Source organism: Brevibacillus sp. GCM10020057, from assembly GCF_042683565.1.
Classification (GTDB): domain Bacteria; phylum Bacillota; class Bacilli; order Brevibacillales; family Brevibacillaceae; genus Brevibacillus.
Genome location: NZ_JBHUJW010000041.1, coordinates 97,232 through 112,606, shown reverse-complemented (window position 1 = coordinate 112,606; position 15,375 = coordinate 97,232). Strand labels below are relative to the sequence as shown.

Sequence of the window (15,375 nt, the reverse complement as noted above, 5' to 3'; positions counted from 1 at the left end):
AAACCACACAACCCGACTACCATTTTCCTTATTTAATTCTCATCGGTTTAGTGGGGGTTGTATGATGAAAAAGCGTCTATTCTCTGTCGTTATTTCTACCCTTGTCTTCGCATTGGCGGGCTGCGGGGTTGCCACGACGAGCCAACCGAACGAAAATCAGGCAGCCGCCGCGCCTGCGCCAAAGGAACAAAACCTGCTGGAAAAGGTCAAAGCAGACGGCAAGCTGCTGATCGGCACGGAAGGCACTTACGCCCCGTTCACCTTTCACGACACAAACGGCAAACTGACCGGCTATGATGTGGAAGTCGTGACCGAGGTCGCCAAGCGGATCGGCGTTGAGCCGGTGTTCCAGGAGACGCAGTGGGATGCCATGTTCGCCGGGCTCGATTCCAAACGCTTTGACGTAATCGCCAATCAGGTGGGAATCCGTCCCGATCGCCAGGAAAAATACGATTTTTCCAAGCCCTACACCGTGTCCACCGCCGTGCTCGTCACGCACAAGGACAACACGACGGTAAAAGGCTTTGAAGACATCAAAGGCCTCAAAGCGGCGCAAACGCTCACGAGCAACCTCACCGACATCGCGAGGAAGCATGGTGCCGAGATCGTCGGGGTGGAAGGCTTCAACCAGGCGATCGACCTGCTCGTCTCCAAGCGTGTCGACATCACGATCAACGACGGTTTGTCGTTTCTCGACTTTCTGAAGCAGAAACCGGAGACGCCGATCAAAATTGTGGCGAAAGATCCAAATGTCGCGGAAAACGGCTTCATGTTCCGCAAAGGCAGCACCGAGCTGGTGGATGCCTTTAACAGCGCGCTGGACGAGATGAGAAAAGACGGCACGCTGAAAAAAATCTCCGAGAAATGGTTTGGTGCAGATGTCTCTCAGTAACTTTTTTGACAACCCGGAACGACTGGACCGTTGGATCACGATCGCGCAAAGCTCCTTTCTCCCTCTGGTGAAAGGAGCCTTGCTCTATTCTTTGACGCTGGCGATCGTCTCCTTTTTCTTCGGTCTGATTATTGCTATTGTAACGGCGCTTGCCCGGATCTCCGGCATCAAGCCGCTGGTCGCCATCGCGCGCGTCTATGTCTCGATCATTCGGGGAACGCCTTTACTCGTGCAGCTGTTCATCATTTTCTTCGGTCTGCCCAGCATCGGCATCATGATCGACCCGATTCCGTCCGCCATCATCGGTTTTTCTCTTAGTGTCGGCGCGTACTCCTCAGAAGTGGTCAGAGCCGCTATCTTGTCCATTCCGAAGGGGCAATGGGAAGCGTCCTACTCGATCGGGATGACGTACCGCCAAGCCTTGCAGCGGGTCATTCTCCCGCAGGCAGCCCGCGTGTCGGTGCCTCCCCTGTCCAACTCGTTCATCAGTCTGGTCAAGGACACATCGCTCGCCGCAGCCATCCTCGTACCCGAGATGTTCCGGAAGGCGCAGGAGATCGTGGCCTCCACCTATGAGCCGCTGCTGCTCTATATCGAGGCCGCGTTCATCTACTGGGTGATCTGCTTGCTCCTCTCGATCATACAGGATCGGCTGGAAAGCAGGCTGGATCGCTATGTATAGTAAAGCAGGTGAATTCAAATGATTGCCATTACGGACTTGCACAAGCAGTTTCACCAGCTGCACGTATTGAAAGGAATATCGCTGACCGTCGCCAAAGGCAAGGTCGTCGTCATCATCGGCCCGTCCGGCTCTGGCAAAACGACGCTTCTCCGCTGCCTGAACGTCCTGGAAACGCCGACGAGCGGCACAATCCGGATCGGAGAGGTCAAGCTGGATTTCTCCAAAAAAGTGGAACGCTCGCAGTTCCCCTTGCTACGCAAACAAACCGGCATGGTGTTTCAAAACTACAATCTGTTCCCGCACATGACGGCACTGGAAAATGTCATGGAGGGACCGGTCACGGTGAAAAAGGAAAGCAAGGAATCTGCCCGGGCAAAGGCTTCGGCACTGCTCGCCAAGGTCGGATTGGGCGACAAGCTGGATCACTACCCCGCCCAGCTCTCGGGCGGCCAGCAGCAACGGGTAGGAATCGCCCGCGCGCTAGCCATGGACCCCAAAGTCATGCTGTTTGACGAGCCGACGTCTGCGCTCGACCCCGAGCTGGTCGGCGAAGTGCTGAAGGTGATGAAGGAACTGGCACAAGAAGGCATGACCATGGTCATCGTCACCCACGAGATGGGCTTTGCCCGGGATGTCGCCGACGAGGTCATCTTCATGGATCAAGGGGTCATTGTAGAGCAAGGCCCTCCGGAGCAGCTGTTTGCCCAGCCTCGGGAAGAGCGCACCCGCCAGTTTTTGCAGCACTTGAAGCAGTAGCTTCCGCTATACAGGCGACAGAAAAAAGACTTTGTGTCGGCGAATCGGCACAAAGTCTTTTTGTCTTTCCCTCTCAGTCATCGCAAAAAGCAGCGATCAGAAGAATAATGAGGATGATCCACAGAAAACCGCCGTGACCAAAGCCGAATCCCACCGTATCTCTCCCCCTCTCCTCCCTATCTGACAGCCGCTGCCTTGCACAGCGAACCTATTTTCACAATATGACAACCCCAGTACTGCCGTATGGTTGCCTGTCTATCGAAAGCCCCATTTCAGAAAATTCGGGTGCTTGCCTGCTGGAAATTCAACACACACTTTATCCAGGCTCTACCGTTCCTTCACATCCGGCGCCTCTATTTGCATAAAAAAACGAGCCCTGCACTTCAGAGCTCGCTTCGGCCTATTCAAACCGGGTAAACTTTTTCTCGGCCGGCGTACGCGGCGCAGCTTTTGGTACGGAGTCCGGCTCAAAATAGCCGAGATGCAAAAAGCCCACGATCTTCTCGCCAGGCTGGACGCCCAGCACCTGATGAGCTTTCGGGTCCCAGTTGTGCGGATTGGTCTTCCAGACGACGCCGAGACCGCGCTCCCATGCCAGCAGCTGAAAGTTTTGGATCAAGGCACAGGTCGAGCTGAAATCTTCTTCCCACTGCTTCTGGCGCGGGTCCTCTTTCATAATGACGATCAGGTAGGCAGCCGGGGCGCTGAACAGCTGCCGGCGGTACTCGTGATGCTCGGGAGGATACACGGTCAGCATCCGTTCGATGAAAGCTCCCTTGTTTTCCGTCGGTACGAACAAAAAGCGCCAAGGCTCCCGCAAGCAGTGGTTCGGCGCGTAGACAGCGTCGTTGAGCAGCTCGAGGACAAGCTCTTCGGAGACAGGGTCCGGCTTGTAATCTTTTTTAATCGAGCGGCGCTCGCGAATGACTTTGGAGATGGACATGGATTCACCTTCTAGCAATCAATGTAACGAGATTTTATGATAATGGTTCTCATTTTCATATGTTATCGTTTCCTTGCGGCAAAATCAAGGGGCAGCGAACAAAAAAGAAGGAAGCCCAGGGCCTGACCAAACCAGGCCGCTGCTTCCTTCCTCTGAACCTTATTCCATCATCCGCACCAGCTTGCCCGACAGCAGCAGGAGGATCAGCCCCATCACGATCGCGAGCAGACCGATCAGGCCAAAAACCTCGAAGTAGCCGAGCGACTGGGTGAACGCCGCCAAATAGCCGCCGACAATATTGGCTACGCCGCTGCTTGCCAGCCATACGCCCATGAGCAGGGATGCGAGCTTGGCCGGCGCCAGTTTACTCACCATGGACAGCCCTACAGGTGACAGGAACAATTCGCCCAAGGTATGCAGAAAGTACGTCACGACGATGAACAGGATGTTCGACTGGACGACCACGTTGTTCTCATCGCTTCCGGTCTGCATCACTGCGATGAGCAGCACCATGTAGCCTATCCCAAGCAAAATCATCCCGAAGGACATCTTCACCGGAATGCTCAAATCTCCCCGCTTCGTCGCGGCGAGCTTGACCCAGAACGAAGAAAGGATCGGGGCCAGAATCACGATGAACAGCGGATTGAGCGACTGGAACCAGGAAGTCGGGACTTCCCAGCCGAACAAGCTCTTGTTCACGAACTTGTCCGCGTACAAAGTCAGCGAACTTCCCGCCTGCTCGAAGCCGGCCCAGAAAAAGATGACGAAGCACGTGATGATGACGATGACTGCCGTCCGCTGCTTTTCTTTCTTCGTCAAGGGAGCACGGGCTGCTTCGCTTCGGCTCGGCGAAGATGTCGGGGAAACCGCACCTGCTGCCGCTTTCCCGATGTCGCCCAGATACCGGTTGCCGAGGCCGTTGTAAATCGCCTGCCCGATCAACATGCCGACCGCCGCAGCCAAAAATCCGTAGCGAAAGCCGAAGTGGTCGACGCCGTCTACGCTCGTCTTGAACAAATCCTCTGCCAAGTAGCCGCACACCAGCGGAGCAAAGAAAGCACCGATGTTGATTCCCATGTAAAAAATGGTAAATGCCGCGTCTTTGCGGCTCGCATTGTTCGGGTACAGTTCCCCTACAAGCGTGGAAATATTCGGTTTGAAAAACCCGTTGCCAATAATGAGCAAGGCGAGTCCAAGGTAAAGCCCCGTCTTATTTGTGATGGCAAACAGCACGAAGTTACCCAAGGCCATCAAGAGACCCCCGATGGTGATTGCGCGTCTTCTGCCAATGAACCGGTCCGACAGATAGCCGCCTGCCAATGGCGTAAAGTAGACCGCTCCCGTGAAAAATCCGTAAATGCTCAACGCCGTGCTTTTCTCAAAGCCGAGACCCCCGCCAATCAGGGCAGTCGTCAGGTACAACGTCAACAGGGCGCGCATTCCGTAATAGCTGAAGCGCTCCCACATCTCCGTAAAAAACAACAGGTACAACCCTGGCGGATGCCGAACTTTGCCGTGCTGTGCTTGTTGAGATGCAGCCACATTTCATCGCTCCCAGCCAACGTGTAGTGAAGGTTGCTCCTGCAACACTCTCCAATACTATTTGTTCCCCCTGTAGTTTTCATTCTTTGCGCTATCGGGTCACGCTGCATGCTCTTGCCTGTTTTTGCGCAAAAAAATGCGTCCCCCCGGCAAATGGGAGACGCGCAGTCAATCCTTGTGCTGTCCTTCGCTTCTGGCTGGTGCAAGCAGGCCCAGTTCTGCTGCCAGCACCACGTACATCGCGTGCGACCAGAGCAGAGGCACTGCCGGAGTCCCTTCCTTTGCAACCCAGTAGCCGTAGGCATCCGGCGCGAGCAAATGCTCCTGGACTTGCTCAGGCAAGCCTGCCGGCAACCACTGTTCCTCGATCCAGCGAAAGATGTCCTCGGCTTCCGCCCTTCGCCCCGTGCGGACGTGGTACCAGCCGAGCCAGGCGGACAGGAGCGGCCACTGTCCACCCCCGTAGTACGTGTCCGTCGCATAGCGGTGAACACCTCGTCCTGCCAGAAGTTCCCGTTCGATCGCTGCCACGGTGCGCGCCATAAGCGGGTCGTCTGCCCCGACCAATCCGAAAGGCACCGCAATCCACAGCAGGCTGGCATCTACAGCGGGATTTCCGAGCGATTTCACAAACTTGCCGTCCGCCGTGCCGCTCTCGATGACGAACCTGCGGATGGAGCTGCCCAAGAACGTCAGCTCCGCAGCCCGCTGCGGCACATGCCCAGCGATCGCCGTCACTCCGCCGAAAATGGCGGCCATCGTAGCCGGATGCTGCCGGTCTCCCACTTCCTCCCAGCAATCATAGTTGGACAATTGCCAGCATGTCCGCAAATAATCGAGGGTCAGATCAATCGACGGACGCAGCTCCTGGACGAGTCCGTAGTCGCTGCTGAGGCGTACATGCTCGGCCAGCCCCCAAAGCCAGGTGCCGTAGCCGTCGAGCTGAAAGCTACCCCACTCACCCGCCACCTCGTCGCCGTCCACCGTATAACGCGTGTGCAAAAACTGCTCGTTCCCGCCCGTACTCCGGCCTGCCTGCACGGCGGCGATGGCCGCGCGCGCCTTGTCGGCATACTTGCGAATGACGCTGTCGCACCAGCGGTAAAAGCGGCGGGCGCTGTCGTGCTGTCCCGCGCGATTCATCGCGTAGGCAGTGAAGGTCCCGTCGCGCAGCCACGCATATTGGTATGGCCGAAAGTGCGGCGAAGCGATATAGGCTCCGCTCGCGGCCTGATGCTTCAGGATGATGCGCAAACTCTCGTCGATCCTGGCAGCCGTTGTCATTCTTGTTCCCCTCCTGCGAGACAAGCCTGCTCCATTCTCCCACGCAAAAGAAACCGTTACCATAGCATATGCAATTTTTCCTCGCTGACCCCAAGTCTTTGCCGTGGTTCTCCCGAATGGCCTGCGCTGTATCACTGGAAAAAAGCACCCCCTGCCGGCGTCGATCCGGCAAGGGGTGGCTAGTTGGTCATCTCGGTGTTGTCGGACAAATTCAGGAAATGCTGCAGCTCTTCGTAAAAAGCGGGGTTGCAGGCCATGACGCTGCTTTTTTGATCGAATGGCAGCGGCGAGCCCATCATGGTAGTGACTTTGCCCCCGGCCTCTTCGACGATGATGCGCCCGGCGCCGAAGTCCCATGGGTTCAGGGACATGCTCACGTAGCCGTCCAGCCGTCCTGCGGCGACGTACGACATTTCCAGGGCAGCGCTGCCGAGCAGGCGCATCCCCCGCACTTTTCCTGCCAGCTTTTTGACGATCTGGTCGATGCCCATCTGCTCGGCGCGCTTGTTCCAAAAGACGCTCGTGCACAGCAGCGCCTCCTCCAGCGTGACCACCTTTTCCAGCCGAAGCCTGCGCTCGTTGAGATACGCGCCCTCGCCTCGCGCGGCGTAAAACAGTTCATCCCGGGAAGGGTCATAAACGGCCCCGACCAGCCCCTCCCCTTTGTGATATACCGCGATGGACACGGAAAAGTTGATCTGCTGGTGGACAAAGTTACTCGTCCCGTCGATCGGATCGATGACCCACAGCGTATCGAAGCTGTGGTAATCCCCTTTGAACGTCCTTTCCTCGCCCAGGATGCCATGATCCGGAAAACGCTCGAGGATCATTTGAATGACGTGCTTTTCCACTTCTTTATCAACAGCCGTGACAAGATCGGAAGCAGACGTCTTGTATTCCACAGTAAACGGCTCTTTCATCCGCTTGAGACTCAGTTCTCCCGCCGAACGGGCGCACTGCAAGGCAAGCTCTTTCAACGCCGCCAGTGATGGTTGTGTCACACGTATCGCCACCCAAAACATGACTTTTCCATTAGTGTACCATACTTTACCTGCGGTTACACCACACCGAAACCATAGGTGCTTTTCATCCGCTTCTTGCGACGAAAGCCGCCACAGGCTCGCCTGTACATGAAAAAGAGGCCCGGCAGATTCGGGGCCTCTTGTTTTGCTTTCCTAGCAGCAGCGGTTCACGCCGCCTTTTTCGTAGCGCTCACGAAGCGCGTACATGTAGTACTCCCGCTCGGTCATGGGGAAAATGCCAGGCGCCGCGTGGGTCGCATACCAATGCTGCACGTAACGATCGTAGTCCGGCATGCCGAAGATCGTCTTGATCGCCGAGCTGGCTTTGCGCAAAGACTTGCGGATCGCCCTCCACTTGCGTCTCATGCCACGTGGTGACCTTTCCCGTCGATGATATTGCCTTTGGATGGCACATACGGCGATTCATACAGCGGGTACTGCTTGCCTCGCAAGATGTTGATCCACAGGCGCGCGCCGTCCAGGATGATGCCGATGGTGATGAGCATGAAGATCGCGCAGACCGCCGCGTCGATCTGGTCGTTCATGATCATCTTTTGCGCGGCCTCGAGCGTTTTTACACCTTTGGGCAGCCCGCCGGCATCGATCGCTTTTTGGAACGCGTCCGCATGCGCCAGGAAGCCGATTTTCGCATCCGGGTGGAACAGCTTTTGCCAGCCAGCCGTCAATGTCGCTGCGCTCAGCCAAGCCATCGGCACGAGCGTGACCCACGAGTAGGCGGCTTTGCCCATTTTGAAGATTATCGTCGTACCGACCGTAAAGGCAATCGCCGCGAGCATCTGGTTGGCGATCCCGAACAGCGGCCACAAGGTGTAAATACCCCCGAGCGGGTCCATAACCCCTTGCAGGAGGAAGTAGCCCCACCCGATGGAGATCAGACCCGAGCCGATCAGGTTGCCGGGCAGCCAGTTGGTCTCTTTCATTTTCGGGAAGACGTTGCCGAGCATGTCTTGCACCATGAACCGGCCTACGCGCGTTCCCGCGTCGATCGTCGTCAAAATGAAAACGGCCTCAAACAAAATCGCAAAGTGGTACCAGAACGCCATGAACGCTTTTCCGCCCAGGATGCCCGAGAAGATCGTCGCCATCCCGATTGCCAGCGACGGAGCGCCGCCTGTGCGGGAGAGCACGGTTTTTTCCTGGATGTCGTTGGCCAGCGCCGTCAACTGGTCCGGCGTGACGGTGAAGCCCCAGCTTGAGATAGTCGTCGCAGCGGCTGCCGCATCCGCGCCGATCACCGCACCCGGCGAGTTGATGGCGAAGTAGACGCCAGGCGTGAGCACACAGGCCGCAATCATCGCCATGATCGCCACAGCGGACTCCATCAGCATACCGCCGTAGCCGATGAGCGGAGCGTGCGATTCCTTGGCGATCATCTTCGGTGTCGTACCCGAGGAGACGAGGGCGTGGAAGCCGGACACTGCTCCGCAGGCGATGGTAATAAACAGGAACGGGAACAGATCCCCCGCAAACACGGGACCGGTGCCGTCGATGAACTTGGTCAAAGCCGGCATGTGCAGCGGCGGCAGCGTCAAAATGATACCGATGGCCAGCACGCCGATCGTCCCTACTTTCAGGAACGAGCTCAGGTAGTCACGCGGCGCCAGCAGGAGCCAGACTGGAAGCACGGAAGCGATGAAGCCGTACACGATAATCATCCAGGCGAGCTGTACTTTGGAGAACGTAAACGCCGGTCCCCATGTCGGCGAATGAGCGACCCCCTGGCCGATCCAGAGCGACAGGAACAGGAGAGCCAGACCGATGATGGAGCCCTCCAGCACCCTGCCCGGACGGATGTAGCGCATGTACAAGCCCATGAAAATCGCAATCGGCAGCGTCATGAAGATCGTGAAGGTCGCCCACGGAGAGTCCGCGAGAGCGTTTACAACAACCATCGCCAAGACCGCAATCAAAATGATCATGATCGCAATAATACCTATGAGAGCGAGGGCCCCGCCAAACGGACCGATTTCTTCCTTGGCGATCTGCCCCAGCGTTTTTCCGTTGCGGCGCATCGAACCGAACAGGATCACAAAGTCCTGCACGGCACCGCCGATGACCACCCCGACGATGATCCAGAGCGTCCCCGGCAAATATCCCATTTGGGCAGCCAGCGTCGGACCGACGAGCGGACCTGCCCCCGCGATCGCAGCGAAGTGATGGCCGAACAGAATCCATTTGTTCGTCGGCACGAAGTCTTTGCCGTCGTTGTTCACTTCCGCCGGAGTCGCGCGGTTGTCGTCCAGGCCCATGATTTTTTTCGCAATGAAGCGGCTGTAAAAACGATAAGCAACGGCATAAGTGCAAAAAGCAGCTGTCAGCAGCCAGAACGAGTTGACGGATTCGCCGCGAGACAGGGCAAGGATGCCGAATCCAACCGCGCCCAGCGCTGCGATCGCGCCCCAAATCAAGACGGAAAGAAGCCATTTCTTCATCTGATTCTCCTCCTTTTTTCATTTTTGAACAGGCTGATCGCCTTCCTAGAACGTATCACAGTGGAAACTTTCCAAAAATGCTTTGTGTCTGAAACGCACAAAATGCAACACGAATCGCACCATTTGCGCATGAATGTAAACGGATACATTTTCTTGAAGGAAACGGCCTGTCTCGCCTTCTTGCAGGCGCCCGGCCCTTCCATTTCCACCTTTCCCATTTCCGCCTTTCCCTGCGCTTTTGTTTTGCGTACAATAGACAGAGCGATCTTCATATGTTCCGGAAAGGATGATACTGGCATGGAAGAAAAAAAGGAAGCGCTCGTCCCTGAACTTGAAGAACTTCTGTACAAGTTTACGGAACTGCTGACAGGCGAGGCAACGCCCGACCGTGTAGAAATGGTGAAGGTATGGGCCCTGTACACCCATATGAGCAAAGTAATGCCCCCGCTCATCCAGCATTGGGCGAGTCAGCCGGAGCATGCAAAAGCACGCGGTCAGATCCGTGAAATCATCGAGACGATCAAGCAGCTGAATCAGGCGAAAAATCAGCAGCATTGAGCGCAGCACCGCGCATGGCACTGCTGCTGGCCGAAAAAGCTGCGGCTTTTGACCGTGAAAAAAGGGGCTGTCTCACAAGTCGATGTTTTGACCTGGAGACGCCCCGTTTTCCGTTCAAAAGCGTTGAAAAAGCAATGGTTTTCAATTTGGTGATCTTCGAGATTTTGGCCTTCCATCATCTTAGCGTGGAGGTGGCGGTGCAAAAAGGGGAAACCATTTCACAGGAAACAGCTGCACGCTAGAACCCGAGCCGCTTTTTCAGCTCCTTCGCGACGTTGCGGCTCACGGGAACCTCCGTCTGGCGGCAGTCCTGCATGACCAGATGGATCGATCCCTTGAACCACGGCACCAGCTCGGCCGTCTTGGTGAGATTGACGATGTAGGCCCGGTGCGTCCGAAAAAACTGCTTCGGGGACAGTCGGCTCTCCAGCTCCTGCAAGGTAAAGGAAGTGGAAAACTGCTCGGTTGCGGTGTAGATGCTGGCGTAGCGTCCTTCCAGCGTCGCATAGACGATTTCGTTCGGGTCGATCAGCATGATTTTGCCATTCTTTTCTACAGGAACCCGGCGCGGCTGCTGGTCAGCCAGGACGTTTTGCAGCAAGGTGTGCAACTGCTCCCCCAGGTTCGGTGCTGCCTGGGCCTGCGTCTCTCTGGTCCGCAGCATTTTCCGCACACGGTTCACCGTCTTTTCCAGCCGCGGCTCGCTGAACGGTTTGACGATGTAGTCGATCGCATCCGTCTCGAAGGCCCGCACTGCGTGAATTTCATAAGCGCTGGCGAAGATGATGACCGGCGGATTGACCATCGATTCGAGCAACTCCTGCCCCACATCCACCCCGTCCCTGTCCTGCAGATGGATGTCCAAAAAGACGGCATCCGGCTCGATCTGCAGGATGGATTCGAGCGCCTCTTCTCCGCTGCTCGCTTCTCCCGCGACCGAGACATCCGGAAACTGCTCCAGCAAATAACGAAGCTCCGCGCGGGCAGGCGCCTCGTCATCCACGATGAACACTTTGAACACTGGCCCTCACCCCCACCGGCATGGTTATGATACAGGTCGTTCCTTCAAAAGGAGCACTCTTGATCTCGATTCCGTACGGGCTGCCGTAGATAGATTGCAGCCTGCTCCTCACGTTGGACAAGCCAATCCCGGACAGACGGCGTCTGCCTTCGCGCTGCTTTTGCGGAGTTGCAAACGGGTCTGCCGGCATGCCGACACCGTCGTCTGCGACCGTCAGTTCCAACGTCCTGCTGTCCGTAAGCCGCGCCTTGATCAGGACCGTGCCCCCTTCTCGCTTGGGCAGCAGGCCGTGCTTGACGGCGTTCTCCACCAAAGGCTGCAAAATCAGCCCGGGAACGATCAAGCCTTCGACACCTTGCTCGATGTCGTACGTGACGTGCAGCTTTTCCCCGAAGCGGGCACGTTCGATCGCCAAATACGCCTCGATGTGCTCCAACTCCTCGGCCAGGCTGACGTATCCCCCGGAATCATGCAAATTGCGGCGGAAGTATTCCCCAAGGTGGATCAGCAGTTCGCGGGCCTGCTCCGGCCGGAAGCGGATGAACGAGACGATCGTGTTGAGCGCATTGAACAAAAAATGCGGGTTGATCTGCGCATGCAAAGCCTTGATTTCCGCATCCGCCAGCAGGCGCGACTGCTTTTCCAGCTCGGCCAGCTCCAACTGGGTGGAAATGAGGTTGCCCAATCCGCGTACCAGCTCCAGATCGACCGCCGACAGCTTGCGGGAGCGGTCCTGGTACAGCTTCAGCACGCCTGCCACCTCGCGCCTGCGCATCAGCGGCACGAGGATGGCGTAGCGCAGGGGACAGTTGGACTCCTTGCACCCGATTTCTTCGCGGTTGCGGGCGATCATCAGTTCCCGGGTGTCCAGGACCGCCTGCGTCGCTTTGGTCGTGATGCCTTCGCCCACTACGTGATGGGACGAACCAGCGCCGACATGTGCCAGCACATTCTTCGTGTCCGTGATCGCCACGGCAGCCACGCGGGTCGTCCGCAAAATTTCTTCTGCTACCATCCGCGCCGACTGAAAGTTCAGCCCTTCCCGCAAATACGACAAGGTCTTGTCTGCGACCTGCATGGTGCGCTGCGCCTGCAGAGCCCCGATCCGGTCCTCTTCTTTTTTCACCAGATCAATAATGATGACGAGAATGGAGATTCCCAGCGAATTGACGACAGACATCGGGATGCTGATCGTCTGGACGAGCGTCAGCGCATCGGCGTACGGCCGGGCGACGAGCAGGATGATCCCCATCTGCATCCACTCCGCAATAAACCCGACGATCAAGGCAGTCGTCCACCCGATCTCCTGATGGCGGTTGCGGCGAAACTGGTAGACTAATCCGGCGATCAAGCCTTCGCTGATGGTGGAAATGGCACAGGCCAGATCGGTAAAGCCCCCGAGCGAGTATCGGTGGATGCCGGCGATCAATCCGGTCAAAAGGCCCACCCACGGCCCGGCCAACAGCCCTGCTACGACCGTTCCGATCACCCGCGAGTTGGCGATGGCATCCTGATACCAGATGCCGTTGTATGTTCCAAAAATAGAGATAGCGGAGAAGATCACGACCATGACCGCCTTTTCCTTCCACGTCGCCTGCTGGTTCAAAATGCTGCGAAAAGCGCGAACACGCGTAAACAGGAGCGCCGTAACGATGAGGACAGCCGTCCGTTCAGCAAGCGGCATCATCAAAGCCATGTTCAAGCAATCATCCCCTCCACTAGAGCGTTACTCTCATTATCCATAGCGCCCGTTCCAATGGTCAAGATCATTGTCTGACAAGACAGAACCGTCTGTCAAAGAAACTATCCAAGATCAATATAAAACTCGACAACTGAAAAACCGAAGCCCGCAGCCATTTCAGGCACCTTGAAGATAAACTCGACACACACCAGGAAGTAATTGGCCTACTGTCAGCAAGGTCTATTGAGAGTGTAGCCCAATTGCGTGAAATGAAGCGTAGACTTGAACAGTAGAAAAGACCTGAAGTAAACCCCCAGGTCTTTTTTGTATGCTAAATATCACCTTTTTGAGGCTTATTTATTCCCTCTTTGACCATTCGCTCCATAGCGCCTTGGCACTTCCCGGCGATTATGGAGCGATCCGATTTAACACTGAACCGGGGGGCAAAAACGGGAAAGACTGCCACTCCCCTCGCTTGCTGCAGGCTACAGATTGCCCCGGCGCGCCTGCTCCCGCTCCAGCGCCTCGAACAGCGCCTTGAAGTTCCCGTTGCCGAAGCCGCGGGCGCCTTTGCGCTGGATGATTTCCACGAACAGCGTCGGGCGGTCGACGATCGGTTTGGAGAACAGTTGCAGCAAATAGCCTTCGTCATCGCGGTCCACCAGGACACCCAGCTTTTTCAGCACCTCGATGTCTTCGTCGATCTCACCGACCCGCTCCTTCAAGTCTTCATAGTACGTGTCCGGCACGGAGAGGAAATCCACGCCGTTGTCCTGCAGCTTGCTGACCGTGTCGATGATGTCGTTCGTCAAGATCGCGATGTGCTGGACGCCCGGCCCATGATAGAAGTCGAGGAATTCCTGGATTTGCGATTTGCGGCGCCCTTCTGCCGGCTCGTTGATCGGGAATTTGATCCGCCCCGTGCCGCTCTGCATCACTTTCGACATGAGGGCGGAATACTCGGTGGAAATGTCGTCATCGCTGAAGTTTTGCACCGCTGTAAAGCCCATCACTTTTTGGTAGTAGGACACCCACTCATCCATCACTTCCACGTTGCCGACGATGTGGTCGATGCCGATCAGCCCCGTTCCCGCGCTTTTCACGGGCGACTCGTAGGCGACAAAGCCAGGCAGGAACGGCCCGTTGTAGTTTTTCCGTTCAATAAAAGAGTGGACGTTATCGCCGTATGTCCCGATGATCGCCTTTTTGACCGTTCCGTGCTCATCGGTATATTCGGTCGGCTCCATGATCGGAATAGCTCCGCGCGACACCGCCTCGCGATACGCCTGCTCACAGTCTTCCACGCGCAGCGCCACGTCCTTGACGCCGTCCCCGTGCTTCTTCACGAAATCTGCGATAGGATGATCCGGCGTAAGTGCGCCGCTGATGACGAACGTCATGTGGTTTTGCTTCAGCACATACGATACCTTGTCGCGGGACCCGGTCTCCAGGCCGGCGTACGCGACAGCCTCGAAACCAAACGCTTTGGTAAAGTAGTGCATCATCTGCTTGGCATTACCCGCATAAAACTCCACATAGTCCCAGTCCTGTACAGGAAAAAAATCGGTGTTGCTCATTGCTACCCCTCCGCTTTGTTTTCGTATTATTCCTTCAATTGGGATTATTTTGCCGTTACTATGAGAGTACATTGGAAGCGCTTACTCGCGCAAGAACACCAAATACCGCGCAAACGCGCAAACGCTTTCATTTATTAAAGTACGCAATAGCGCTCATGCTTGCTACAATAAGGACAGATCAATCATGAAAGGGGTAGTCCTTCCGATGAACCCATGGAACCAAATGGCTGCCGAGCAGTGGGACCAGTTTGCCGCAGACTGGCATGCCAACAGCGACAACATGTGGGAGCGCGGCAGCCGCCGCACGATTCTGCCGCTTTTCCAGCGATACGTCCAGCCGGGCAACGGCCCCGTACTCGACGCAGGCTGCGGCGATGGCTTTGCGAGTTGCAAACTGGCCTCATCCGGTTATGAGGTACAGGGCATCGACATTGCCGGGGAAATGATCCGGCTCGCCCATGACCGGGCCAAAAACGCTGACTTGTCCATTCCGTTCCAGACCGGAGACATCAGCCGTCTCCCTTTTGCCGACGCGACCTTCGCGGGTATTCTCTCCATCAATGTCGTCGAATTCACCCCTTCTCCGCTGAAGGCTCTCCTGGAGCTGCGCCGCGTCCTGATGCCCGGCGGCACCCTCGTGCTCGGCATTTTGGGACCGACAGCAGGTCCGCGCGCGCACAGCTATCGCCGCCTGTACGAGGAAGCGACGATCCAGAACACGATGATGCCGTGGGAAGCGAAAAAGCTGGCTGCTGAAAACGGCTTTCGGCTGCTGGAGGAAGAACCTGTCTACAAGGAAGGGGTCACCCCGGACATCGCTGGCCGTTTGAGCGTAGAGCTGCGCGAGGCCGTCAGCTTTTTGACGCTGTTCGTCCTGCAAAAGGCAGAAGGATAACGGAAAGGCGGCCTCGCCCCGCGCAGATCAGACCGCGTTCGCGCAAGAAAAGGGCAGCTTCGGTGTCTA

Annotated in this window: 15 protein-coding genes; 6 read left to right on the top strand and 9 right to left on the bottom strand. The window is 56.6% G+C overall.

All coding sequences use genetic code 11. The features are described from left to right. The first annotated feature begins 64 nt into the window (after positions 1-64). From ACFSO0_RS12515 to ACFSO0_RS12505, 3 genes are read left to right on the top strand one after another with little or no spacing between them, the layout of a single operon-like run. Complete coding sequence (locus tag ACFSO0_RS12515) at positions 65-892, top strand: amino acid ABC transporter substrate-binding protein (RefSeq protein WP_376880684.1); 828 nt, start codon at positions 65-67, stop codon at positions 890-892. Then, complete coding sequence (locus tag ACFSO0_RS12510; protein WP_376880682.1) at positions 879-1,574, top strand: amino acid ABC transporter permease; 696 nt, start codon at positions 879-881, stop codon at positions 1,572-1,574. Before ACFSO0_RS12515 ends, ACFSO0_RS12510 begins: the two co-directional genes overlap by 14 nt. A gap of 18 nt (positions 1,575-1,592) precedes the next feature. After that, positions 1,593-2,330, top strand: coding sequence for an amino acid ABC transporter ATP-binding protein (locus ACFSO0_RS12505; RefSeq protein ID WP_376880680.1), 738 nt, complete (start codon positions 1,593-1,595; stop codon positions 2,328-2,330). Between the two features lie 400 nt (positions 2,331-2,730). Here the strand turns inward: ACFSO0_RS12505 and ACFSO0_RS12500 are convergent, their stop codons facing one another. The 6 genes from ACFSO0_RS12500 to ACFSO0_RS12475 form a co-directional block, all read right to left on the bottom strand. Further along, positions 2,731-3,273 carry a nitroreductase family protein gene (locus ACFSO0_RS12500; protein ID WP_376880678.1) on the bottom strand — a complete coding sequence of 181 codons (543 nt, stop codon included), beginning with the start codon at positions 3,271-3,273 and terminating at the stop codon, positions 2,731-2,733. Between the two features lie 159 nt (positions 3,274-3,432). Beyond that, positions 3,433-4,815 carry a peptide MFS transporter gene (locus tag ACFSO0_RS12495; protein WP_376880675.1) on the bottom strand — a complete coding sequence of 461 codons (1,383 nt, stop codon included), beginning with the start codon at positions 4,813-4,815 and terminating at the stop codon, positions 3,433-3,435. 168 nt (positions 4,816-4,983) lie between these two features. Beyond that, positions 4,984-6,099, bottom strand: coding sequence for a glycoside hydrolase family 15 protein (locus tag ACFSO0_RS12490; RefSeq protein WP_376880673.1), 1,116 nt, complete (start codon positions 6,097-6,099; stop codon positions 4,984-4,986). Positions 6,100-6,278: 179 nt separating this feature from the next. After that, positions 6,279-7,121, bottom strand: coding sequence for an inositol monophosphatase family protein (locus tag ACFSO0_RS12485; RefSeq protein ID WP_376880671.1), 843 nt, complete (start codon positions 7,119-7,121; stop codon positions 6,279-6,281). A gap of 153 nt (positions 7,122-7,274) precedes the next feature. Beyond that, a complete protein-coding gene (locus tag ACFSO0_RS12480) occupies positions 7,275-7,487 on the bottom strand; it encodes a CstA-like transporter-associated (seleno)protein (RefSeq protein ID WP_376880668.1) in 213 nt (70 codons plus the stop codon). Then, complete coding sequence (locus ACFSO0_RS12475) at positions 7,484-9,574, bottom strand: carbon starvation CstA family protein (RefSeq protein WP_376880665.1); 2,091 nt, start codon at positions 9,572-9,574, stop codon at positions 7,484-7,486. Before ACFSO0_RS12475 ends, ACFSO0_RS12480 begins: the two co-directional genes overlap by 4 nt. Before the next feature lie 297 nt (positions 9,575-9,871). Between ACFSO0_RS12475 and ACFSO0_RS12470 the strand changes: the two genes are divergently transcribed. Together ACFSO0_RS12470 and ACFSO0_RS12465 are read left to right on the top strand one after the other, a co-directional pair. Continuing rightward, positions 9,872-10,132 (top strand): DUF2573 family protein, encoded by a 261-nt coding sequence (locus ACFSO0_RS12470; protein WP_376880663.1) that lies wholly within the window; start codon positions 9,872-9,874, stop codon positions 10,130-10,132. Positions 10,133-10,146: 14 nt separating this feature from the next. Then, entirely contained in the window at positions 10,147-10,374 is a 228-nt protein-coding gene (locus ACFSO0_RS12465) for a hypothetical protein (RefSeq protein ID WP_376880661.1), read from the top strand. Here ACFSO0_RS12465 and ACFSO0_RS12460 read toward each other — a convergent pair. The 3 genes from ACFSO0_RS12460 to hppD all read right to left on the bottom strand — a co-directional run bounded on the left by ACFSO0_RS12460 (position 10,371) and on the right by hppD (position 14,411). Then, the gene (locus ACFSO0_RS12460) at positions 10,371-11,153 is read right to left on the bottom strand and encodes a LytR/AlgR family response regulator transcription factor (RefSeq protein WP_376880659.1); all 783 of its coding nucleotides are present in this window, start codon (positions 11,151-11,153) and stop codon (positions 10,371-10,373) included. The two genes, ACFSO0_RS12465 and ACFSO0_RS12460, sit on opposite strands and share 4 nt — an antisense overlap. Next, the gene (locus tag ACFSO0_RS12455) at positions 11,128-12,855 is read right to left on the bottom strand and encodes a LytS/YhcK type 5TM receptor domain-containing protein (RefSeq protein ID WP_376880657.1); all 1,728 of its coding nucleotides are present in this window, start codon (positions 12,853-12,855) and stop codon (positions 11,128-11,130) included. Before ACFSO0_RS12455 ends, ACFSO0_RS12460 begins: the two co-directional genes overlap by 26 nt. 464 nt (positions 12,856-13,319) lie before the next feature. After that, entirely contained in the window at positions 13,320-14,411 is a 1,092-nt protein-coding gene (gene hppD / locus ACFSO0_RS12450; RefSeq protein ID WP_376880655.1) for a 4-hydroxyphenylpyruvate dioxygenase, read from the bottom strand. A 184-nt stretch (positions 14,412-14,595) separates the two neighbouring features. Here hppD and ACFSO0_RS12445 point away from each other — a divergent pair, with 184 nt between their 5' ends. Continuing rightward, a complete protein-coding gene (locus tag ACFSO0_RS12445) occupies positions 14,596-15,306 on the top strand; it encodes a class I SAM-dependent methyltransferase (RefSeq protein ID WP_376880653.1) in 711 nt (236 codons plus the stop codon). The last annotated feature ends 69 nt before the right edge of the window (positions 15,307-15,375 follow it).